This is a genomic window from Flavobacterium ustbae (genome assembly GCF_003946915.1).
GTDB classification, from domain to species: Bacteria; Bacteroidota; Bacteroidia; order Flavobacteriales; family Flavobacteriaceae; genus Flavobacterium; species Flavobacterium ustbae.
Genome location: NZ_RPOC01000009.1, coordinates 1 through 21,676 on the forward strand (window position 1 = coordinate 1; position 21,676 = coordinate 21,676).

19 protein-coding genes are annotated in these 21,676 nt (G+C 33.7%); 3 read left to right on the forward strand and 16 right to left on the reverse strand.

Features of this window, described 5'->3' with window-relative positions:
• Positions 1-219: 219 nt before the first annotated feature.
• Positions 220-3,069 (reverse strand): aminomethyl-transferring glycine dehydrogenase, encoded by a 2,850-nt coding sequence (gene gcvP, locus EG814_RS12510; protein WP_125722279.1) that lies wholly within the window; start codon positions 3,067-3,069, stop codon positions 220-222.
• A 198-nt stretch (positions 3,070-3,267) separates the two neighbouring features.
• Here gcvP and EG814_RS12515 point away from each other — a divergent pair, with 198 nt between their 5' ends.
• Positions 3,268-4,080, forward strand: coding sequence for a UbiA prenyltransferase family protein (locus EG814_RS12515; RefSeq protein WP_125722280.1), 813 nt, complete (start codon positions 3,268-3,270; stop codon positions 4,078-4,080).
• A 299-nt stretch (positions 4,081-4,379) separates the two neighbouring features.
• Here EG814_RS12515 and EG814_RS12520 read toward each other — a convergent pair whose 3' ends face one another.
• The 5 genes from EG814_RS12520 to EG814_RS12540 form a co-directional block, all read right to left on the reverse strand.
• A complete protein-coding gene (locus EG814_RS12520) occupies positions 4,380-4,835 on the reverse strand; it encodes an SRPBCC family protein (RefSeq protein WP_125722281.1) in 456 nt (151 codons plus the stop codon).
• A 325-nt stretch (positions 4,836-5,160) separates the two neighbouring features.
• Complete coding sequence (locus tag EG814_RS12525; protein WP_125722282.1) at positions 5,161-6,066, reverse strand: TIGR01777 family oxidoreductase; 906 nt, start codon at positions 6,064-6,066, stop codon at positions 5,161-5,163.
• A 69-nt stretch (positions 6,067-6,135) separates the two neighbouring features.
• Positions 6,136-6,954 carry a thiol-disulfide oxidoreductase DCC family protein gene (locus EG814_RS12530; protein ID WP_125722283.1) on the reverse strand — a complete coding sequence of 273 codons (819 nt, stop codon included), beginning with the start codon at positions 6,952-6,954 and terminating at the stop codon, positions 6,136-6,138.
• A 30-nt stretch (positions 6,955-6,984) separates the two neighbouring features.
• Entirely contained in the window at positions 6,985-7,722 is a 738-nt protein-coding gene (locus EG814_RS12535) for a YqjF family protein (RefSeq protein WP_125722284.1), read from the reverse strand.
• Between the two features lie 61 nt (positions 7,723-7,783).
• Positions 7,784-8,287, reverse strand: a complete 504-nt coding sequence (locus EG814_RS12540; protein WP_125722285.1) for a GbsR/MarR family transcriptional regulator — start codon at positions 8,285-8,287, stop codon at positions 7,784-7,786.
• A 138-nt stretch (positions 8,288-8,425) separates the two neighbouring features.
• Between EG814_RS12540 and EG814_RS12545 the strand changes: the two genes are divergently transcribed.
• On the forward strand, positions 8,426-9,688 hold the full coding sequence (locus EG814_RS12545; protein ID WP_125722286.1) for a cation:proton antiporter: 1,263 nt from the start codon (positions 8,426-8,428) through the stop codon (positions 9,686-9,688).
• 128 nt (positions 9,689-9,816) lie between these two features.
• Here EG814_RS12545 and EG814_RS12550 read toward each other — a convergent pair whose 3' ends face one another.
• The 10 genes from EG814_RS12550 to EG814_RS12595 form a co-directional block, all read right to left on the reverse strand.
• A complete protein-coding gene (locus EG814_RS12550) occupies positions 9,817-10,878 on the reverse strand; it encodes a hypothetical protein (RefSeq protein ID WP_125722287.1) in 1,062 nt (353 codons plus the stop codon).
• A gap of 17 nt (positions 10,879-10,895) precedes the next feature.
• Positions 10,896-11,555 carry a SanA/YdcF family protein gene (locus tag EG814_RS12555; protein ID WP_125722288.1) on the reverse strand — a complete coding sequence of 220 codons (660 nt, stop codon included), beginning with the start codon at positions 11,553-11,555 and terminating at the stop codon, positions 10,896-10,898.
• A 153-nt stretch (positions 11,556-11,708) separates the two neighbouring features.
• Positions 11,709-13,736, reverse strand: a complete 2,028-nt coding sequence (locus EG814_RS12560) for a M3 family metallopeptidase (protein ID WP_125722289.1) — start codon at positions 13,734-13,736, stop codon at positions 11,709-11,711.
• A gap of 103 nt (positions 13,737-13,839) precedes the next feature.
• On the reverse strand, positions 13,840-14,127 hold the full coding sequence (locus tag EG814_RS12565) for a type II toxin-antitoxin system RelE/ParE family toxin (RefSeq protein WP_125722290.1): 288 nt from the start codon (positions 14,125-14,127) through the stop codon (positions 13,840-13,842).
• Entirely contained in the window at positions 14,128-14,355 is a 228-nt protein-coding gene (locus tag EG814_RS12570) for a hypothetical protein (protein WP_125722291.1), read from the reverse strand.
• Between the two features lie 152 nt (positions 14,356-14,507).
• On the reverse strand, positions 14,508-15,008 hold the full coding sequence (purE, locus tag EG814_RS12575) for a 5-(carboxyamino)imidazole ribonucleotide mutase (protein ID WP_262700345.1): 501 nt from the start codon (positions 15,006-15,008) through the stop codon (positions 14,508-14,510).
• A 96-nt stretch (positions 15,009-15,104) separates the two neighbouring features.
• Entirely contained in the window at positions 15,105-16,262 is a 1,158-nt protein-coding gene (locus EG814_RS12580; RefSeq protein WP_125722293.1) for a 5-(carboxyamino)imidazole ribonucleotide synthase, read from the reverse strand.
• A 284-nt stretch (positions 16,263-16,546) separates the two neighbouring features.
• Entirely contained in the window at positions 16,547-17,098 is a 552-nt protein-coding gene (locus EG814_RS12585; protein WP_125722294.1) for a hypothetical protein, read from the reverse strand.
• 23 nt (positions 17,099-17,121) lie between these two features.
• Positions 17,122-19,224 carry a TonB-dependent receptor gene (locus tag EG814_RS12590; protein WP_125722295.1) on the reverse strand — a complete coding sequence of 701 codons (2,103 nt, stop codon included), beginning with the start codon at positions 19,222-19,224 and terminating at the stop codon, positions 17,122-17,124.
• Positions 19,225-19,626: 402 nt separating this feature from the next.
• The gene (locus EG814_RS12595) at positions 19,627-20,901 is read right to left on the reverse strand and encodes a PQQ-dependent sugar dehydrogenase (protein ID WP_125722296.1); all 1,275 of its coding nucleotides are present in this window, start codon (positions 20,899-20,901) and stop codon (positions 19,627-19,629) included.
• A 186-nt stretch (positions 20,902-21,087) separates the two neighbouring features.
• On the opposite strand from EG814_RS12595, the gene hpt reads away from it, so the two are divergent.
• The gene (hpt, locus tag EG814_RS12600; protein WP_125722297.1) at positions 21,088-21,618 is read left to right on the forward strand and encodes a hypoxanthine phosphoribosyltransferase; all 531 of its coding nucleotides are present in this window, start codon (positions 21,088-21,090) and stop codon (positions 21,616-21,618) included.
• The last annotated feature ends 58 nt before the right edge of the window (positions 21,619-21,676 follow it).

Consider the following 21,676-nt stretch of genomic DNA (forward strand, 5'->3'; position numbering starts at 1 on the left):
AAGCTACCGAAGTAGCGCGGATAGCCCGACCGCGTCCCGATAAAAGGGCGAATAAGCGTAAAGTGAAATAGCCCTTTTATCGGGATGTGGGCACGCCTAGATTATTATTTTTGTTTCAGGTTTCAAGTTTCGTTGGAACGTGAAACAAAAATTTAAACCATAAAAAACCCGACAAATTTTAAAACTTGTCGGGTCTGGATATTAATAAAAACTAAATTCTTAGTTTTCCATATAAGCTTCAATAGGAGCACAGCTACAAACTAAATTTCTATCACCATACGCATCGTCTACACGACGAACAGATGGCCAGAATTTATTTTCGGCAATATAATCTAATGGGTAAGCCGCTTTTTCTCTTGTATAAGGGAAATCCCAGTTATCAGTAGTTAACATTGCTAAAGTATGCGGTGCATTTTTCAATACATTGTTTTTATCATCAGCAGTTGCTTCTTCAATCTCTTTTCTGATTGAGATTAATGCATCACAAAAACGATCTAATTCTGCTAAATCTTCAGATTCTGTAGGCTCGATCATTAAAGTTCCCGCAACTGGGAAAGAAACCGTTGGAGCGTGGAAACCATAATCCATTAAACGTTTTGCGATATCACCCACTTCGATTCCGTTTTCTTTGAAAGAACGGCAATCTAAAATCATTTCGTGCGCCGCTCTTCCGCATTCTCCGGTATAAAGAATTGGATAGTGACCTTCGAAACGCGCTTTCATATAGTTTGCATTCAAAATTGCGTGTTCTGTAGCACTTTTTAATCCTTCAGCTCCCATCATTGTGATGTAACCGTAAGAAATTAAACAAACCAAAGCAGATCCGTAAGGTGCAGATGAAATAGCAGTAATCGCTTGTTCGCCACCAACATTCAAAATTGGGTTTGTTGGCAAAAACGGAACTAATTTTTCGTTCACGCAGATTGGTCCAACACCAGGTCCACCACCACCGTGAGGAATAGCGAAAGTTTTGTGTAAGTTTAAGTGACAAACGTCAGCGCCAATTGTAGCAGGATTTGTTAATCCAACTTGTGCGTTCATGTTGGCACCGTCCATATATACTAATCCGCCGTTGTCGTGGATTAATTTTGTGATTTCGATAATTGAAGATTCAAAAACTCCGTGAGTAGAAGGATACGTTACCATTAAACAAGATAAATCATCTTTGTGTTCAATCGCTTTTTCTCTTAAATCTTCTACGTCAATATTTCCTTCCGGAGTTGTTTTAGTCACAATGATTTTCATTCCGGCCATCGCTGCAGAAGCAGGGTTTGTTCCGTGAGCAGATGAAGGAATCAAACATACATTGCGGTGACCTTCGTTTCTTGACATGTGGTAAGCACGAATTGCCATTAAACCAGCATATTCTCCTTGCGCTCCAGAGTTTGGCTGTAATGTAGTTCCAGCAAAACCAGTAATTACATTTAATTGTTGCTCTAATTTTTTAAGCATTGTAAGGTAACCTTCAACCTGGTCAACTGGAGCAAACGGGTGAATGCTGTTCCAGTTTGGCATAGATAAAGGCAACATTTCTGAAGCTGCGTTTAATTTCATTGTACAAGAACCTAATGAAATCATCGAGTGATTCAATGATAAATCTTTACGCTCTAATTTTTTGATGTAACGCATCAACTGACTTTCTGAATGATGATTGTTGAAAACATCATGCGTTAAGAAAGGCGACGTTCTTTCTAAAGAAGCCGGTAATTGACTTGCCCCTGATAATTCAGAAACCGTAAAAGTTTCTTTTCCTAAAGCTTCAGCAAAAATCGCAATAATTTGGTTGATGTCGGCAACTGCAGTTGTTTCGTTAAATGAAATCGAAACACTTTCAGCATCAGGATAGAAGAAGTTTACTTTGTTTTTCTCTGCAACCGCTTTTACTTTTTGAGCGTCTGCTTTTACTAAAATAGTATCAAAGAAAGCCGTATTAGTTTGGTAAACTCCTAATTTATTTAAAGCTTCAGCAGCAGTAACCGCAGAAGCGTGAACTTTGTTTGCAATGTATTTCAAACCTTTTGGTCCGTGGTAAACCGCGTACATTCCGGCCATAACGGCTAATAAAACCTGAGCTGTACAAATATTTGAAGTTGCTTTTTCACGTTTAATGTGCTGTTCGCGAGTTCCTAATGCCATACGTAAAGCACGATTTCCGTTTGTATCAACAGAAACTCCAATGATGCGACCCGGCATAGAACGTTTGTATTCGTCTTTAGTTGCAAAATAAGCAGCGTGAGGACCACCGTAACCCATTGGTACACCAAAACGTTGTGTAGTTCCCACTACAACTGCAGCTCCCATTTCTCCCGGAGAAGTTAAAGTTGCCAATGATAAAATATCTGCAGCAAAGGCAACTTTGATTTCGTTTTCTTTTGCTTTGGCAACAAAAGCGCTGTAATCGTTTACTTGACCATATTTTCCTGGATATTGTAAAATTGCTCCGAAGAACTCTGTAGAAAAATCAAAGTTTTCGTGGTTTCCAACTACTAATTCAATTCCGATTGGTGTTGAACGTGTTTGAAGTACAGATAAAGTTTGAGGTAAAATTTCTTCAGAAACGAAGAATTTATGTGTATTGTTTTTCTTTTGATCTCTTGTACGAACGTCAAATAATAACGCCATAGCTTCTGCAGCAGCAGTTCCTTCATCTAATAAAGATGCATTTGCGATTTCCATTCCGGTTAATTCGATAACCGTAGTTTGGAAATTTAAAATAGCTTCTAAACGTCCCTGAGCAATTTCTGCCTGATAAGGAGTATAAGCTGTATACCATCCCGGGTTTTCAAAAATATTTCTCTGAATCGGAGCCGGAACAATAGTCGGGTGATAACCCAAACCAATGTATGATTTAAATGTTTTATTTTTCTTCCCTAATTCGCGAATATGATTTGCAAATTCGAATTCTGTCATTGCAGGATCTAAATTCAACGGCGCTTTTAGACGAATATCATCTGGAAGTGTTTCATAAACCAGTTGTTCAATCGAGTCAACCCCAATAGTCTTCAACATGTACGGAAGATCGGTTTCTCTTGGGCCAATGTGTCTTAAAGCAAAAGCATCTGTTCTCATTTGTAGCTATATAAATTTTTAAGGGCAATGCCATCAGCCTCAGTTTTATGAGGCAAATAACATTTGAAAGTAAATGTGTTGTTTTTTTGTGGCGCAAAATTAAGTATTATTAATAATTTAATAGGTATTTTTAACTTCAATTTTTATCAAATTTCTAACTAAAGAGTTGATTTGTTACCAATTGATTAGATTTGAGGCATGAAACTTCTAAAACAGATATTAAATTTTTATTTAAACAGCAGTATTCACGTGGCTTTGTCGTGTTTCGCTTTGGTGCATATTACTTTCCATGTATTTCATATTCAATACGATGAGCCAATGGCGCTTTTTGTTTTTTTCGGCACAATTGTAGGATATAATTTCGTAAAATATGACGCGCTGGTTCGCGTCAAGAAAAATCCAATTTCAACACAGTTAAAAATCATCGCTGTTTTGAGTTTAATTTCGGTGATTTTAGTCGGTTATTATTTTCTTCAATTAAAACGAATTACTCAAATTGTCTCGTTCGGAATTTTTGCTATAACCGCACTTTATACATTACCCTTTTTCCCAAACCGAAGAAATGCCCGAAACTGGGCTGGAGTAAAAATTTACATTGTTGCCATTTGCTGGGTCGGCGCCACTTTGGTTTTGCCTCTTATAAATGCTGAAATTCCGTTTTCGGTAGATTTTTTCATCAAATGTATTCAAAGGTTTATTTTGGTTTTTGTCCTGATTTTAGTTTTCGAAATTTTAGATCTCGCTAATGACGATCCGCATTTGCAAACCGTTCCGCAGACAATCGGAGTCAAAAAAACCAAACTTCTCGGATTTTTATTGTTGATTCCGTTTTGGTTTCTCGAGGTTTTTGTTTCAACATTCAATTATCACGATGCCATTATAAATTTGATAATGGTCATAATGCTAATGCTTTTTATTGCCTTTGCAAACACAAACCGATCTAAATATTATACTTCTTTTTGGGTAGAAGCCGTTCCGATTTTTTGGTGGCTGATGATTGTTTATTTTTAAGAGTAAATATACTTTGGGCGTGCCCCCTTTTAGATAAGTGGGCCAACATACTTTGCGCTTATTCGCCCACTTATCAAAAAGGCGTCGGGCTATCCGCGCTACTTCGGTAGCCAGCTCCTATCCTTCACGCAAAACGTATAACGAGAAGATTCATTTTCAAAAGAAAATCAGATCAATTGCCTACAGCTTTAGCTGGAGGAAGATTAATGATAACAAAGAGGCTTTAGCCAAATCTAACCTTTTGGCTAAAGCCTTGAATACCCATAAAATTTTCACCTCCAGCTAAAGCTGGAGGCAATTCATATTTTGTTTTCGCAAAACTCTTTCAGAATTTTATTTCTTTCAATCAGAAAATGAATAAGATGCCTTTTCAAAAACAAAACATCAAATAATTTCCCGAAAACTCCAAAAGGCGTTTCATATTGCAATTGATCTTTCATAATCGTAAAATCATTTTGTTCTTCAAAAAAATGTTCATGTTTAAAAGATTTAAAATGACCTTTTTCCATTTCATCCACAAAATAATCATAAAAGTTCATGACAGTAATTCGGCTTTTGTGCTGCAAATAAAATCCAAAATGTTTGCCGCGCCAGGTTACTGTTTCGTTTAAATTAATTAAACCAGAAGTTATTCCAGCAACTGCTTTTTCTTTTGATTGGCTTGCAGATTGTTGATGAACATCAATATTTCTTGAGGCGTCAAAGACGTTTTTTATTGGTGCTTTTATTTTGGTTCTAAGATGGATTGTTGTCATTAGAAAAGTTATTTATAATATTTGATCACGTCTTGTTTGTCATCCTGACGAAGGAAGGATCTCCGCAAGAGACTCTACAAAGTATTTCCAATCTTTGTGGAATATGTCGTGGAGATTTCTCCTTCGTCGAAATGACAAAACGTTACGGATTTGGATTGTGTTCCCACGGTTGAAACCGTGGGCTATGCTTGAATGCGAAAAAAAAATAAGAATGTAAAAACATAGCCCACGATTGAAATCGTGGGAAACGTATTATTTCACAAAGGTTAATCTTTGTCGTTCTTCTCCCGAAGCCTCGGGATCGCTCAGAATGACAAAATAGAGTTTACAATAAATCTCGAAATGTTTTATCAATATCTCCAAATTTAAACTCAAATCCATTTTCCAAAAGTCGTTTCGGAATCACATTTCGACTTTTCAAAACCAATTCTGTTTCTGTTCGAATAAAAAAAGAACCAATTTCTAAAAGCGTTTTACTCAACGGAATTCCGAATGTAAAACCAACAGCTTTTCTCAGCTTTTGCATAAAAGCTGCGTTTCGAATTGGTTTGGGAGAAACAATATTAATTTTTCCGATAAGCTCTTTTTCAATAATAAAATCAACAGCGCGCGCAAAATCTTCTTCATGAATCCAACTCACAAACTGATTTCCATTTCCTTGTTTTCCGCCAAAACCAATCTTCGCTAAATTCTTTAACGGAATCAATGCACCGCCGTTTTTTCCTAAAACAATAGAAGTTCGTAAAGCGGTTTTTAAAGTATTTGGAGTTTCGGTTTTAAAGAATGCTTTTTCCCATGAAAGTGCGACATTTATAGAAAAATCATTTCCAATTTCGCCATCAAATTCATCCATTTCTTTATCCAAAGAAAAACGATAAATAGTTGCCGTAGAAGAATTCAGCCAATGTTTCGGCGGATTTTGACATTTTAAAATTGCTTCATTTAGAATTTTAGTGCTTTTTATTCGAGACCATAAAATGTCGTGTTTATTCTTTTTGGTATAACGACAGTCCACAGATTTTCCAACGAGATTAATTAAAACGTCAGCATTTTCTAGTTCCTTTTCCCAACCAGAAAAATATTTGGCGTTCCAGTTTACGTATTTAATTCCGTCAGCATTTTTAGATTTTCCGCGAGTCAGAATTACAATCTCTTCAAATTTATTTTTGAAATGACGGACCAAAACCTGCCCTAAAAATCCAGTTCCCGCTGCTATAATAAGTTTACTCATTTGTGTTATTTTTTTCGCCACGAATTCACGAATTTTTTGATATGTAATTCGTGAATTCGTGGCTAATAATTAATTTAAAATTAAAAACAACGCGATAATTCGATACAAAATCCAAGTGAAAGTTAAGTAAAATGGAAGTTTTAAAATTTTAATTCTTGGAGAATGTTCCAGAAACATAATCAAAACCGTAACTCCAAACCAACCTAAAATTATCATTTGAGGAAGATTCACAAATTGACTCAAAATCAGAATCGGACTTAAGATTAAACTTCCCATTAAAGAAACCGTCATTAAATTTCCGGCATAATTGATAATCGTTTGTTTATCGACTTTAAAAAGAAATAAACTCTGAAAAACAATTTGTCCCAAAGCTAAAATAAGTTCTCTCGTAATACTGCTTTTTGGAAAATTCAATATCAAATTAGAATACCCAAATAAAATAAAAGTCGTTACAGTCAACGCAAAACCAATAAACAGAAAACGATATTTATAATTGAAATCGGGTGTGCATTGCAATTTGTTTTCTTCTTTTACATTTCCCGGAATAATCACTTTTCGATTGTAAGAAATAAAAGAATACATTTTTCTGAGAATGAAATGAACTGGTTTTAGGTTTGAAATTTTTTCAATTAAAGGAAAAGAAAATCCAACGACTTTTATCAAACTGTCAATTCCGTAAATTACCGTTTTGGTTTTGTTGTCGACTAAAGCAATTTCGTTTGGAGCTCTTTTTAAGTCCACAAAATTTTGCTCTTCGGCTGATAATTCGCAATAAGATTTTCTTCCGTTTTGATCTAACATACCGCTTTTTACAAATCCCGTTGTGTACAAACTGCAAAGTGGACAATCTTCATCATAAAGTAAAGTTTGATTTTCGAGTGTTTTCATAATTTTTGGTTTTTTGGATTAGTAAATAGCTTAATACATTTCTTCTAAAACAGGTCTTATCTGTAATTTTCTTTTATTCTTAACTCCGATTTTAGAACCTTTAGCCAGAAAAACAGAAGTTGGGTTTAAGTTTTGAAGAAAGGCAAAATCGTCGCCGTATGTTTTTCCAAAATCAATATCAACATAATGATTTAGAACTTCCAGTTGCTCCCAACGCGGATGTGTAACTTCATATTCAAAAGTAGTTTCATCGCTGATTTTAGTATATCCAAAATAATGCTCAGTAATGAATTCAGCTTCAGAATCAACTTTAATTGCTGTTGGATTTTTTTGAGTTTCTACCTGAATGGTATTCCATTTTTTACCGTTTTTCCATTGATAAACGAAAGTATTTGTCTTTTCATTTTCGAAGATTCCATGCTTCATTTTCTGCGTTTCATAGTGTTCCTGATACAAAGTATTCGCAATAAATGTGATGGCTTTTTTGGGAACAATTTCTTTAATGAAAACCACACCGCGCTTCCATTCGTCATTTTCAGAACGTTTCACATAAAATCTCAGATTCACTTCTTCAAAATCGACATGAAACGGAACTTTTAATCCTAAAACTTTTGTCTCTTTAAAAAGAAATCCGACTAAGCTCACATAACATTTGCCGTTCCAGATGTCAATCTCAGTTCCTGCTGGAAGATATTTTTCCAGAATTTCCCGATCAACCTCATAATTAAATAAGGCTAAATTTTTCCATTGTGCATTTAAGAAATTCATATTAAGTATTTTTTAAATTTTTAAACTTTCAGAAATAATTGAAAGTTTTGATTAAATTTTTTTATTTCATGATTTTCATCACAAGTTTTCCCAACCAATTATCATTAAATTCAGTGATTTTATCTAACATATTATCTGCTTTCAAAACAAAATCATAGAGTTTAGAAGTCTGGTCTACAAAATGTTTTTCCTCTGCCGAATCTTTGGCCTCAATAGTAGAAACTTCTTTTAAGATTTTAAGCGCAGGTTTTATTTCTCTTTTGCTTCGCTCTCTCGAAATTTTAACGGCTAATTCGTCCAAATCTTTTTCAGCAGTAAAAAACTCTTTTCTTTCTCCGGCTTTGTATTCTTTGTATACAATTCCCCAATCCATCAAAGCGCGAAGATTCATACTGGCGTTTCCTCGCGAAATCTGTAATTCTTCCATAATATCTTCCATAGAAACAGCTTCGTTTGAGACCATTAATAATGCATGAATCTGTGCCATAGTTTTATTAATGCCCCATTGAGAACCTAAAGCTCCCCAAGTCTGAACGAATTTATTTTTTGCTTCTTTGAATTCCATAGTTCAAATGTAGGTAAAAGTTTTTAAACTTTCAAAAATAATTGAAACTTATTTAACAAATTGTAAAGTTATGTTAATTCAACACGTGAAATTTTTGATTAAATAATGATACAGCTATTTTTGTAAAAATCACATTTTATGGAATTATATTACACATTCTCGGTGCTTATTGTACTAGCATCTTTCTTCGCCTATTTGAATTTAAGATTTTTAAAACTTCCGGGAACAATCGGAATCATGATTATCGCAATGCTTGTTTCTGTTGGAATTCGCCTTTTGGGAGATTCTTATTTTCCTGATACAACAAAACATTTTTTTGATCTTATAAAAGAATTTGATTTCAATGAAATCTTAATGGGAGCGATGTTGAATTTTCTGTTATTCGCTGGTGCCCTTCACGTTAACATGTCAGATCTGAAAGAACAAAAAGTTTCGATCATGATTTATTCTACCGTTAGTGTCGTTTTATCGGCTTTGATTATTTCGTTGCTGCTTTATTATATAGCACCGTTTTTTGGCATCAATATTCCTTATATATTTTGTCTGGTTTTCGGGACCTTAATTTCTCCAACCGATCCAATTGTTGTTTTAGGCGTTTTAAAAGAAGCAAAAGTTCCTAAGAGAATAGAAACCAAAATCGTTGGTGAGTCCTTGTTTAATGATGGGGTAGCGGTAGTAATGTTTGCCGTTGTCTTAAAAATGGCAACCGATCCGACATTTGATATGAGTTTTAGCTCCATTACCTGGTTATTTGCAAAAGAAGGTATTGGCGGACTTCTGCTAGGAGCTGTTTTAGGATTTTCAGCATCAAATGTTATGAAGAAAATCGATGATTATAAAGTTTCGGTTTTAATAACGCTTTCTATTGTAATGGGAGGATTTCTGATTGCTCAAAGTTTACACGTTTCTAGTCCGCTGGCAATGGTTGTTGCCGGATTAATTATAGGAAATTATGGTAAAAAAGTGGCCATGAGCGAAGTGACTCAAGATTATTTGGGAAAATTCTGGGAACTTATTGATGAGATACTAAATGCAATTTTATTCTTATTTATTGGTTTTGAGTTATTATTGCTTCCAGATTTAAATAAGCAGTTACTAACAGGTATTGTGGCTATTTTTATTGTATTGTTCTCTCGTTTGATATCGATAGTTTTACCGTGGAAATTTTTCGACATATTTAAATTTTTCGGAATCAAATCGGCGTATAATAAAGGTTCTCTGATGGTTTTAGTCTGGGGAGGTATTCGTGGCGGCGTATCTATTGCGTTAGTACTTTCTATGCCTGAAGGAGAATATAAAAACCTGCTGCTTGAAGTAACTTACATTGTAGTTCTATTTTCGATTTTGGTGCAAGGATTGACTGTTGGAAAACTGGCAAAAAGAGTTTTAGAAAAGGAATAAAGAATCGGATTTTTTATCTTTTAAAAAGAATAGAAATCTTGCAGAATTGTTTAAGTTTCTATTCTTTTTTTCGACAATCTTAATTGGCTTGAAATCAGGAATAAATGTTTTTACTGTAATAGGTGAAATCATTCATTAAAGAACGAGGGATGCTTTTCATTTATTAAATGTTGTAAATAATTATAAGAACAATAGTATTGAAAATCATTATCGATATTATTTTCCATATTTTCTAGTTCTATTATGATTTCTTTATCGAATGAAAATCTTTCTTTAAAGTAGTTAATTCCAAAAATAGGATGATTGCTATATAGTTTTCCAAAAGTATAATTACTTGGTAAATCTATATATTCATATTCAATAACATTTTCTTTTTTTCTAAGATATGTGTTATTTATAGTATTTATGTTTTCAATCAAACTGCATTTAAGATTGCTTAAAAATAACTTTAAGTTATAATTGTATCTCAATGCTTGGTCTTTTAAATTATATGTTTTTAGTATGTTTTCTCGGCTAAATACAATATCAGATTTGAAATAAAAATTAAAGTTTTTACTTATTTCTTCAATTAAAATTTCAAATGTTATAGTGTCTATATTTTCAAGAATTGAATTAAGCTGTTTTTTAAACTCAGTAAAAAGTTTTTTTATTTTGTTTAAAATTAATTCAAAATTTTTATCTAGAAGTTTTATATGATTTTCAATTATTTCATTTGTTTGGTATTCTTTTGCTTGAAACTTAAAATTATTATTTTGAGCATATTTTAAATATACAATTTTACTTCTTGAAGTTTCATATCCAAAAAGGCAAAAGGATTTTAAAGCCCTATTTTGAAATCTACTAATAGGGTGACCAATTAATTCATTTCTTAATTCTCTATTTGTATTTGATGTTATATCATGGCTAAAGCCAAATGATTTGTTTAATTCGATTACTAAATCTTGCTGTAAATAAATTACTTGTAGGAGTCCAATTGAATTTAAAAAATCATTATTTAATGAAGAGGGAGATTTATCATTAATATAATTAGTTATAATTGGTAATGTGTCATGAAAATAACCAAATATTACACCAACATAATTTGTTTTTGATTCATCGTCAAAATTTAATTTTTCTCTAAAAAAGTCATATTCCCAAATATAATTTCTCCAAACACTTTCAATTAGATGTAGTTTTTCAATTGTGTTCATAATTTTCGGACTTTCTTTTATCGTTTATCTTCTTTAGAATAATTAGATTCTCCGTTAATATCAATTTCTCCACCTAAAAAATGTGGCTCACGATTTCGTAAAACATCCAAAAAAGATTTAAATCTGGAAAGATATTCTCTAAACGTTACATATTTATAACCTAAATATTCTCCTTTGTTTGCAGAATATCCAGCCGATTTTATGCCTAAACTTTGCCCTATATAAATCGCTCGGTTTAAATGATATTCTTGAGAAATTAAAGTTGCCTTCTTTATTTTGAAAATATGCTTCGCGCGATACATTGTAGAATATGTGTCAAATCCGGCATAATCGATAAAGATCTTTGTCGTGTCAACACCATTTCTGTAGCAGTAATTTTTCATTACCGTTAATTCATCATATTCTTCACGACCGTTATCTCCTGAAAGTAAGATCTTATTGATGCGTTTTGCCTTCCAAAGCATAATTCCAGCATCTAATCGGTCTTTTAAATATTTACTAGGTTGATCTCCGTTAATTCCGGCGCCAAATATAATTCCGACATCATTTTTTGGAAATTTCTTTATTGAGTAATGGATATATTTTTTGGTTGATGAGGTGATGTGATAGTTTACAGATACGATTGTAATTATTCCGATAATGGCGAGGTAAAGAAAGATTTTGAAATATTTTTTCACGGCTTATTTTGTAAGATTAAGATTTAAAAATGCGAAGATAGCTAAATTTGCTTTTGACAAAATACAATAAAAAAACCGAAGCGGAAAACTTCGGTTCTAGTATTTGAATCTCAAAGAAGCTTAGCACCTTAGAGACTTAGTATCTTAGGAGCTCTATAACAATCCAGCACGTTTCAACAACGCCTCAGGTTTTGGTTCCTGACCTCTAAAACGTTTGTACAAAGTCATCGGATGTTCAGTTCCTCCTTTTGAAAGTACATTGTCTTTAAATTTCTTTGCCACTTCAGCATTGAAAATTCCGTTTTCTTGGAAATATTCAAAAGCATCTGCATCCAGAACTTCGGCCCATTTGTAACTGTAATATCCAGAAGAATAGCCGCCTTGGAAAATATGTGAAAAAGCGGTACTCATTGCGTTTTCTTTTACATCTGGATACAATTGCGTATTTGCAAATTGTTCTGTTTCGAAAGTTTTAAGATCGGTAATATTAGTTGGATCTTGTCCGTGCCAAGCCATGTCTAAAAGCCCAAAACTTAACTGACGCAAAGTCGCTAAACCTTCTTGGAAACTTGCACTTTCTTTAATTTTCTGCACATATTCGATCGGAATAATTTCTCCCGTTTCGTAATGATTCGCAAATAATGCCAAAGCTTCTGGTTCGTAACACCAGTTTTCCATAATCTGACTTGGTAATTCTACGAAATCCCAGTAAACAGAAGTTCCAGATAAACTTGGATAAACCGTATCGGCAAGCATTCCGTGTAAACCATGACCGAATTCGTGGAATAAAGTCGTAACTTCATTAAAAGTCAATAACGAAGGTTTTGTTTCGGTTGGTTTTGTAAAGTTGCAAACGTTCGAAATATGCGGTCTTTCATTTACGCCATCTTTTACATATTGCGATTTGAAAGAAGTCATCCAGGCGCCGTTTCTTTTTCCTTTTCTTGGGAAGAAATCAGCGTAGAAAATCGAAACTAAATTATTATTTGCATCACGAACTTCATAAGTTGTAACTTCTTCGTGGTACTTATCAATATCAAAAACTTCCGTAAAAGTTAGTCCGTATAATTTTTTGGCAACGGTAAAAGCGCCTTCTAAAACTTTTTCTAATTGAAAATATGGTTTTAGTTTTTCATCGTCTAAGTTGAAAAGCTGTTGTTTTAATTTTTCAGAATAATAAGCACCATCCCATTTTTCCAATTGCTCGATTCCGTCCAGCTCTTTCGCGAAAGCGGTTAATTCGGCAAATTCTTTTTGAGCTGCAGGTTTTGCTTTCGCTAATAAATCATTTAAAAAAGAAAAGACTTTCTCTGGACTTTCAGCCATTCTTTCTTCCAAAACAAAATGCGCATGCGTTTTATAACCTAAAAGATTAGCTCTTTCGTGGCGAAGTTTTGCAATTTTCAAGACGTTTTCTTCATTATTAAAGTCGTTTTTCTGAAAACCTTCTGCGCCAAAAGCAATTGCCATTTTTTTACGCAATTCGCGATTATCAGCATAAGTTAAAAACGGAACGTAGCTTGGATGATCTAAAGTGAAAATCCAGCCTTCTTTTTCTTGGTTTTTGGCTAATAATCTTGCTGCTTCGATTGTTCCTTCTGGCAAACCTGAAAGGTCTTTTTCGTCTGTTAAATGTAGTTCGAAATTGTTTGTTTCTGCCAAAACATTTTCGCCAAATTGCAAACTCAGTTTTGATAATTCTTTGTCAATTTCTCTTAACTGATTTTTTTTGGCTTCTGGAAGATTGGCTCCGTTTCTAGAAAAACTTTTGTATTTTTTATCAAGTAAAGTTGTTTGTTCTGGGTTGAGATTCAAACTCTCTTTTTGATCGTAAACTGCTTTTACCTTTGCAAACAAATCGGCATTTAGACGAATATCATTTCCAAATTCGGAAAGCCAAGGCGAAACTTCCTGTGCAATTTTCTGCATTTCGTCATTCGTTTCAGCCGAATTTAAATTGAAGAAAACACTAGAAAGACGATCCAAAATATTGCCCGAAAAATCCATAGCTACAATGGTGTTTTCAAAAGTTGGCGCGTCTGGATTATTTACAATAGCATCGATTTCGGCTTTCGCCAATTGAATTCCTTCCTGAAAAGCCGGAACGTAATCTTCAATTTTAATTTGCGAAAAAGGCGCTGTATTATGTTTGGTATTGAAATATTGTGTTAGTACGCTCATGATGTATTTTTAGTATTCAGTGTTCAGTTTTTTAGTATTTAGTTTTATTAAGACCAAGACTGATCACTAAAAAACTGACGACTGGCCACTATTTTATTTGTTTTTATAATTTAAAATTTTCTAAATCCTGAAAATTATTCCAAAACCGAAGTAATTCAATTTTACTGTTTTCAATTCGGTAATAAAGGGAAATATGTTTGGTAATGACAACTTTGTAAACATTTCTGTAATTAGTTTTTACAAACAACACATTGTCATTTTTTAAAAGATCGATCGTGGTATTTACTTTTTCAATGAAATTTAGAACGATTTTTTCAGACCATTCTGCTTCAAGGTAATCAATGTTATTCCAAAAGTCCTTTTGAGCTTGTGGAGACCAGATAACATTCATCTATTTAAAGTATTTTGAATAACGATTTTTAGTTTCTTCCATAACCATATCATGAGGAATTCCTTCATTATGATCTAAAGAATAAATGGCTTCGTCTATTTTTTGTTTTTGAAGTTTCGAAAGACCTTCTTTAGAAGAAATTAAATCGGCTATTTCCTGAATAAGATCAGGATTATCGATATCTAAAACAATCTTAGCCAATTCTATTTTAGAGGTTTGAATATTCATTTTTTTTACTTTTTCTCAAAGTTAAGTTTTTCTTTCAAAAAAACATAATAATGATTCGTTAAGATTATTTCGCAAAGTTCCACAAAGAAAAAACACAGAGATACACAAAATCTTTGCGCTTCTCTGTGTAACTTTTGTGTATCTCTGTGAAATTACTTTTTCAAACCTTCAGCCGCTTTATTAACCGCAGCTTTCAATTCTTCTTTATAAGCAATAATAGCATCTAAAACAGTTTTATCAGAACTTCCGATAATTTGTGCTGCCAAAATTCCAGCGTTCTTTGCTCCGTTCAAAGCTACAGTTGCAACAGGAACACCGCCCGGCATTTGCAGAATTGATAAAACAGAATCCCATCCATCAATTGAGTTGCTTGATTTTACAGGAACTCCAATTACAGGAAGCGGAGACATAGAAGCCACCATTCCTGGTAAATGTGCCGCACCGCCAGCACCGGCAACAATTACTGAAATTCCGCGTGTGTGTGCGTTTTTACTAAAATCGACTAATTTCTCCGGCGTTCTGTGTGCCGAAACAATATCGACTTCAACTTCTATATTAAATTGTTTCAACATGTCAATTGCATCCTGCATAACTGGCATGTCTGAGATGCTTCCCATGATAACGGCTACTTTGCTCATTTTTTGTTTTGTTATTTTTTGTTTCAAGTTTCAGGTTTCAAGTTGTTGCTGAGACTTAATAGATTTTTTTTTAAAATTGTAAACTGCGACTAAAAAACTGACCACTAATTTTTACTGACCACTAATCACTTTAATAGTATTCTTAACCTGCTCCGCAATTCGTCTTGCTTCGTTCATATCTTCGTTTACAATCGTAACGTGTCCCATTTTTCTGAACGGACGTGTTTCTTTTTTACCATAAATATGTGGTGTAACGCCGTTCCATCCTAAAATGGTTTCGATGTTTTCATAAACTACATTTCCAGAATAACCTTCTGCACCAACTAAATTCACCATAACGCCTGCAACTTTACTGTCGGTGTTTCCTAACGGAAGACTTAAAATAGCGCGTAAATGATTTTCGAATTGTGACGTATAACTCGCTTCAATAGAATAATGACCAGAATTGTGCGGACGCGGCGCTACTTCATTCACTAAAATTTCATCTTCATTGGTTTGGAACATTTCAACTGCTAAAAGTCCCACGTGATTGAATTTTTCTGAAACGTTCAATGCAATTGCTCTGGCTTTTTCAGCAACTTTATCGTCGATTCTTGCTGGGCAGATTACATATTCTACTTGGTTTGCTTCTGGGTGAAATTCCATTTCGACAACCGGATAGGTTTTAATTTCTCCTAGCGGACTTCTGCACACAATTACTGCCAATTCGTTTTTGAACGGAACCATCGTTTCTGCAATACATTCTACATTTGGCAAATCATCCAAATCTGAAATCTGACGAATGACTTTTACGCCATTTCCGTCGTAACCAAATTCGGTGCATTTCCATACAAATGGAATTGTGATTTCATTGTTTCCAACCGATTTTTGTAAATGTGCCGGACTGTCAAATCTCAAGAAAGATGCAGTTGGAATATTATTTTCAGCATAAAATTGTTTTTGAACGCCTTTATTTTGAATTCCTTTTAAAGTCTTTGGAGACGGATATACTTTTACGCCTTCATTTTCTAATTGTGTCAAAGCTTCAAGATTGACCAATTCGATTTCGAAAGTCAAAACATCAACTTGTTTCCCGAAATTATAAACAGTTTCATAATCCATTAAATCGCCTTTGAAGAATTTGTTGCAGGCAATTTTACTTGGCGCTTCGTCACTCGGATCTAAAACGTAAGTCTGGATGTCAAATTTGCGTGTGTCGAACAAAAGCATTTTGCCTAATTGTCCGCCGCCTAATATTCCTAATTTAAAATCAGAAGAAAAATAATTCATTTTGCGTTGTGTTTTTGCAAAGATACTTTTTAATCTTTTTTTACCCTAAAAATTTTTCTGCCACGAATTACACGAATTGCTCGAATTTTTTTTGCCACAGATTAAAAGAATTAGAGATGATTTTTTTACCACAAATTTCACAAATTTTCGCGAATTATATTTTTACTAAATTAGACTTTAATATTATGCAATTTTGTACAGCGTAGTCTTAGATAAGCTTGAAGAGTTTGAGAAAAAATTTGTGAAAATTTGTGAAATTTGTGGTAAAAAAGTAACGAAAAACTTTATTTCATTTTCTTTAAAACCTCTTTAGCAACGGCTTTATAGGCGGCAGAATGATCTCCAAAATCTTTTTCAACAATAGTTTTGAGTTCGGGATGAATCCAATCGTAATAATTGCCTAAAATATATAAAGTTCTTATAGAATAGGCTTTTGTAGCAACTTTTGTATCGTTGATTAACCAGTCAAAAGACGCTTCAATACAATCCTGAAGATTTTCTTGGGATAGTTTTATGCCATTTTCGTTTTCCTTGTAATGCGATTTTACTAACAGCTGAACCACTTTTGCAATTGGACGTAGGGAGCTTTCATTTTTTAAAACTTTCAAATTCGAACAGAAAAAATCCAAATGTGGCTGCAACCAAACTAATTCTTCGTAAGATACAAACTCTAAAATCCAGCAGGCTTTGTGATTGTTTTTGTCTTGTGGCGAAAAGCATATCAAAATCAATTCACTGAAAAGTGACGGATTTTCTAAAATCTCCTGCGCTACTTCAAGACGGCTTTCTCGGCAAGGATATACGTAGTCCAGTTTTTTTTGCAATTCGATTGTCATTGTTTTAAATATTTTACACTAGGCTAAAATACGTAATTTAATGAGATAATTCCGTAGTAATTTATTGGTAATCCGGGATAATAATATCTCGGTTGTGCATTTCCAACGCCAACTGCATTTGTTAAAATCATAGAGGCATATTTTTCATTCCATACATTATTTATACCTGCATCAAAATGGGCTTTCAGTCCCGATAAAATTTCAAATTCGTAACCTGTTTTTAAATTCAAAAGAGAATAAGAATCTGAGTACGCCGAATTGGCATCGTTCATCGGAATTTTATCTGTAAATTGAAAATTGGCTGCAAAGTAAAATCCAGAGTTCATGTTTAAATTGAAACCAGCACTTGCCGTGTTTGCGGGAACTCCAGTCAATTTATTTCCAGAAAAATCATTTCCATTGTCTACAAAATCTTTGAATTCATAATTTCCGATTGAAGCTCCGACATAGGAATTTAAATTAAAAAATGAATTGATCGCCCAATTATGTTTTAATGAAATTTCAATTCCTTCATGAAATGTTTTTCCAGCATTTACACCTTCATATTGATCGTCGCCAATTCTTTTGGCAACCAATAAATCTTTGATTTCCATTCTGTAAACAGCAATTTCTGTGTAAAGTCTTTTGTTGAAAAAGTGAAGTTTTCCACCTAACTCAAAATTATAGCCCGTTTCTGGTTTTATATTTTGATTGATATTTCCTGAACTTGTCAAGGTTTCTTCGGTTGCAGGGAGTGAAAATCCTCGGCTTACAGAAAAGTAAAAAGTTCTAATTTGGTTTGGCTTAAATAGAAAAGAAATTTGTGGCGAAAAAATACCATCATAACTATAATTTTCTTTTGGAGTATTCGCGGAAGCGGGAAAATCATTCTCGAGTTCAAATTTGGTTTTATTATAATTTAAACCTGCCTGAATTTCAAATCGATCAGAAAGTAAAGTTCTAATTTGCGTAAAAACATTATAAAAATGTCTTTTCTGATTGGTTGCCGAAAGTTGGTCGCCCTCTAAACTTCCGTTTCCGTTATTTTGCTGATATAAATTTTCAAACGTATTTCCGCTGTAATTGTCTGCGAAATATTCAATTCCAGAAATAAATTGATTATTGATTTTTCCAATTTTAAAATCACCCGAAAACTGTGTTCTTACTCCAGAAGCAAAAGTATATTGGCGCAGGATGTCAAACGGACGAGGTTCGTTACTGTCTTTATAATTGATGAAAACCGAAGCTGAACTATTCAGATGATCATTAATTTTGAAATCATACGCCAATCCGGCCAAAGTCGATTTGTATTCTTTAAATCCTTTTGAGGCAACCCAGGTCGGCGCGCCTGCCTGCGGATTATTTTCAAAAGTGGTTTTGTTGATCGAACTCGGAATGTAGGCTTTTAAATAAGTATAATTAGAAAAGTAAGTCAGTTTGCCGTTTTCTTTTCGAAATAATTCTCCCGAAAGCGTAATTCCTTCGCGATTGTAAGCACTATTTTCGCGCCAGCCATCGGTTTTTAAATTATGATAACCCAGATTTAAAGAGGATTTTTTTTCGTTCAAATCAAAACTGACTCTGTTTTTTAATAATCCAAAAGAACCAAAAACAGAACTTATTTCTGTTTGATAATTTCCTTTATTAAAATTTTGAGGCGAAATCAAAATCGCACCGCCCAATCCAGCGCCATAAATACTCGAAAGCGGACCTTTTATTACTTCTAATTGATTGATATTTTGAAGATCTATATCGTCAATTACAGTTTCGCTATTTCCCGAAGTAAGCGGAATGTTTCCGTAAAAAGCCCTGATTTTATTGGTTCCGTATGGAGTTCTGGCGCCAATTCCTCGAATCGAAATTCGGGTTGTCGTAATATTTGACGATTGCATAAAAACACCTGAAATGGTATTGATGACATTACTAATATCTGTGGTATTATTTTGAAGCAATTCTTTTTCGGATAAAATGCCAATGGAAGCGGGACTATTTTGTAAATCACGATTGATATGAAGCGGACTTATTAAAACTTCTTGTAGTTTTTGTGTTTTGGTGGAGTCAATATTGTGGGTTTCTTTTTGTTGTGCAAAAATGTTTAGAGAAGCAATGATTGCAAAAAGAGGCAGGTAATTTTTTTTAAAAATCATAAAAAGGTTTGTGTTTAAACACAACTATTGATATAGAATTTAAACATAGCCCACGGTTTCAACCGTGGGAACTCGGTTTGTATATGCGTTGCGTTCCCACGGTTGAAACCGTGGGCTATATTTTGAAAATTTATGTGTTTTAAATTTTATCTCTATTCTTGGAATTTGGAATTTTATCTAGACGAATGAAAATTGGAATTTTATTTTAACACATAGAAACACAGCATTCATTGAGGCAAAAAAGGCGTTTGATTCTTAAAAGACACATAACAATCATGTGTGAAAAACGAGTTTTCTTTTATCAACTTCTTTTTAAACAATCCCGAAGCTTCGGGACTATGTCTCTATGTGTTTAAATATTATCGCATTTTTTTGGAATTTGGAATTTCAGAAAATTGGAATTTATTTTTTAAAATCCACTTTCCAAATCGTATTACTGCTGTCGTCGTTAACCAAAAGCGATCCATCGTTCATCACGGTTACAGCAACTGGGCGACCGTAAACTTCTGCTTTATTCTGATCCGAAATAAAACCAGTTAAAAAGTCTTCTGGTTTTCCTGAAGGTTTTCCATCTTTAAACGGAACAAAAAGTACTTTATAACCCGAAATTTTAGAACGATTCCATGAACCATGTTGTCCAACAAAAGCGCCATTTTTATATTTCGCCGGAAACTTATCTTTTGTGTAAAAAGCCAATCCCAAAGAAGCAGTGTGCGAGCCAACCGGAACATCAGGAACAATAGCTTTTTCTACCAAATCTTTTCTTTCGCCTTTCATTCTTGGGTCAGGAATACTTCCAAAATAAGAATAAGGCCATCCGTAGAAACCATCTTTTTTTACGCTGGTGATATAATCCGGAACTAAATCGTCTCCCAAATCATCACGTTCATTAACTGCGGTCCACAACTCTTTGTTGGCAGGATTCCAGTCCATTCCCACAGGATTTCTTAACCCTGAAGCGAAGATTTTTTCGCCAGTTCCGTCAGGATTGATTTCTAAAATGGCGGCGCGGCGAATTTCTTTATCCATTCCATTTTCTCCATTATTACTTCCAGAACCCACCGAAATATAAATTTTGCTTTCGTCAGGACTTGCTAATAAATTTCTTGTCCAGTGATTGTTGTAGCCGCCTGCAGGAAGTTCAAGAATTTTTTCTCCTTTAGTTTCCAGTTTCAGCGGATTGTTTTTATAAGGATAACGGTATAATCCGTCGGTATTGGCAATGTAGAAAAAGTCTTTTAAAACCAACATTCCAAAAGGTTTGTTTAAGCCAGAAATGAAAACTTCACGAGTTTCAAATTTTCCATCTTTATCTTTGTCTCTCAAAACCGTAATTTGATTTTTACTAGCACGCGTTCCGCTTTCTACAACAAAAATATCTTGGTTTGGCGCAATGTATGTCCAGCGCGGATTTTCGAATCCGTCAGCAAATTTAGTTACCGTAAAGCCTTCTGGCGCTTTTGGCGTAATTCCGTTTGGCCATCCAACCACCTTGCTATTGTTGGTTTTTGATTCGGTTGCATACGGCGGAGGCAGCGTAATGTCTCCAATAGCAGTTTTTACTATGTTGCTAGGCTGTTTGGCTAAAGCTTCTTTTTCTTCTTTTTTAACTTGTCCGTTACAAGCCGTCATTAAGGCCAATAATGGAATAGAAATGATGGTTAAGGATTTTTTCATTGATTTTTTGGAGTTAAATAATTATTTAACAACAATTTACTGAAATTAAAAATAGTGTCAAAAAATAATTTGTAAACATTAACTGATATTTAACATTCAGAAAAAATATCTTGATACAGCCCATTTTGATAGAAGTTGTTAAGTTCTAATTCTTTATCTTTGTCCATTATTTTAAAAAGAAAAATAATGATACAACTTCACGATAAACAATTTGTTCCGTTTATTTCGGCTAAAGAAATTGATTTTGCTTTAACTAAAATGGTGGCTCAGGTAGAAGATGATTTTGGAGATGATACGCCAATTTTTATTGGGGTTTTGAATGGCGCTTTTATGGTAGTGTCAGATTTTTTAAAGAAGTACAAAAAAAATTGCGAGGTTTCTTTTATTAAAATGGCTTCGTATGAAGGAACCGAATCGACAGAATCTGTAAAACAATTAATCGGAATCAATCAGGATTTAACTGATAGAACGGTTGTAATTATTGAAGATATAATCGATACAGGAAATACGATCGAAGAATTGAAGCATTTGTTTAAAGCACAAAATGTAAAGCATTTTAAAATTGCAACATTATTCTTTAAACCAGAAGCATATAAAAAAGATATTAAAATAGACTATGTCGGAATTCGTATTCCGAACAAATTTATTGTAGGATATGGTTTAGACTACGATGGTTTAGGACGAAATTTAACCGAAGTGTATAAATTAGCAGAATAACAAACACAACTAATATTCATTTTAAAAACTTCTGAAAAAAGAAGTAACAACACTCATT

Coding starts and splice junctions, on each gene's coding strand:
- gcvP (WP_125722279.1), bottom strand. CDS start 3,069: ATGAGAACAGATGCTTTTGCTTTAAGACACATTGGCCCAAGAGAAACC.
- EG814_RS12515 (WP_125722280.1), top strand. CDS start 3,268: ATGAAACTTCTAAAACAGATATTAAATTTTTATTTAAACAGCAGTATT.
- EG814_RS12520 (WP_125722281.1), bottom strand. CDS start 4,835: ATGACAACAATCCATCTTAGAACCAAAATAAAAGCACCAATAAAAAAC.
- EG814_RS12525 (WP_125722282.1), bottom strand. CDS start 6,066: ATGAGTAAACTTATTATAGCAGCGGGAACTGGATTTTTAGGGCAGGTT.
- EG814_RS12530 (WP_125722283.1), bottom strand. CDS start 6,954: ATGAAAACACTCGAAAATCAAACTTTACTTTATGATGAAGATTGTCCA.
- EG814_RS12535 (WP_125722284.1), bottom strand. CDS start 7,722: ATGAATTTCTTAAATGCACAATGGAAAAATTTAGCCTTATTTAATTAT.
- EG814_RS12540 (WP_125722285.1), bottom strand. CDS start 8,287: ATGGAATTCAAAGAAGCAAAAAATAAATTCGTTCAGACTTGGGGAGCT.
- EG814_RS12545 (WP_125722286.1), top strand. CDS start 8,426: ATGGAATTATATTACACATTCTCGGTGCTTATTGTACTAGCATCTTTC.
- EG814_RS12550 (WP_125722287.1), bottom strand. CDS start 10,878: ATGAACACAATTGAAAAACTACATCTAATTGAAAGTGTTTGGAGAAAT.
- EG814_RS12560 (WP_125722289.1), bottom strand. CDS start 13,736: ATGAGCGTACTAACACAATATTTCAATACCAAACATAATACAGCGCCT.
- EG814_RS12565 (WP_125722290.1), bottom strand. CDS start 14,127: ATGAATGTTATCTGGTCTCCACAAGCTCAAAAGGACTTTTGGAATAAC.
- EG814_RS12570 (WP_125722291.1), bottom strand. CDS start 14,355: ATGAATATTCAAACCTCTAAAATAGAATTGGCTAAGATTGTTTTAGAT.
- EG814_RS12580 (WP_125722293.1), bottom strand. CDS start 16,262: ATGAATTATTTTTCTTCTGATTTTAAATTAGGAATATTAGGCGGCGGA.
- EG814_RS12585 (WP_125722294.1), bottom strand. CDS start 17,098: ATGACAATCGAATTGCAAAAAAAACTGGACTACGTATATCCTTGCCGA.
- EG814_RS12590 (WP_125722295.1), bottom strand. CDS start 19,224: ATGATTTTTAAAAAAAATTACCTGCCTCTTTTTGCAATCATTGCTTCT.
- EG814_RS12595 (WP_125722296.1), bottom strand. CDS start 20,901: ATGAAAAAATCCTTAACCATCATTTCTATTCCATTATTGGCCTTAATG.
- hpt (WP_125722297.1), top strand. CDS start 21,088: ATGATACAACTTCACGATAAACAATTTGTTCCGTTTATTTCGGCTAAA.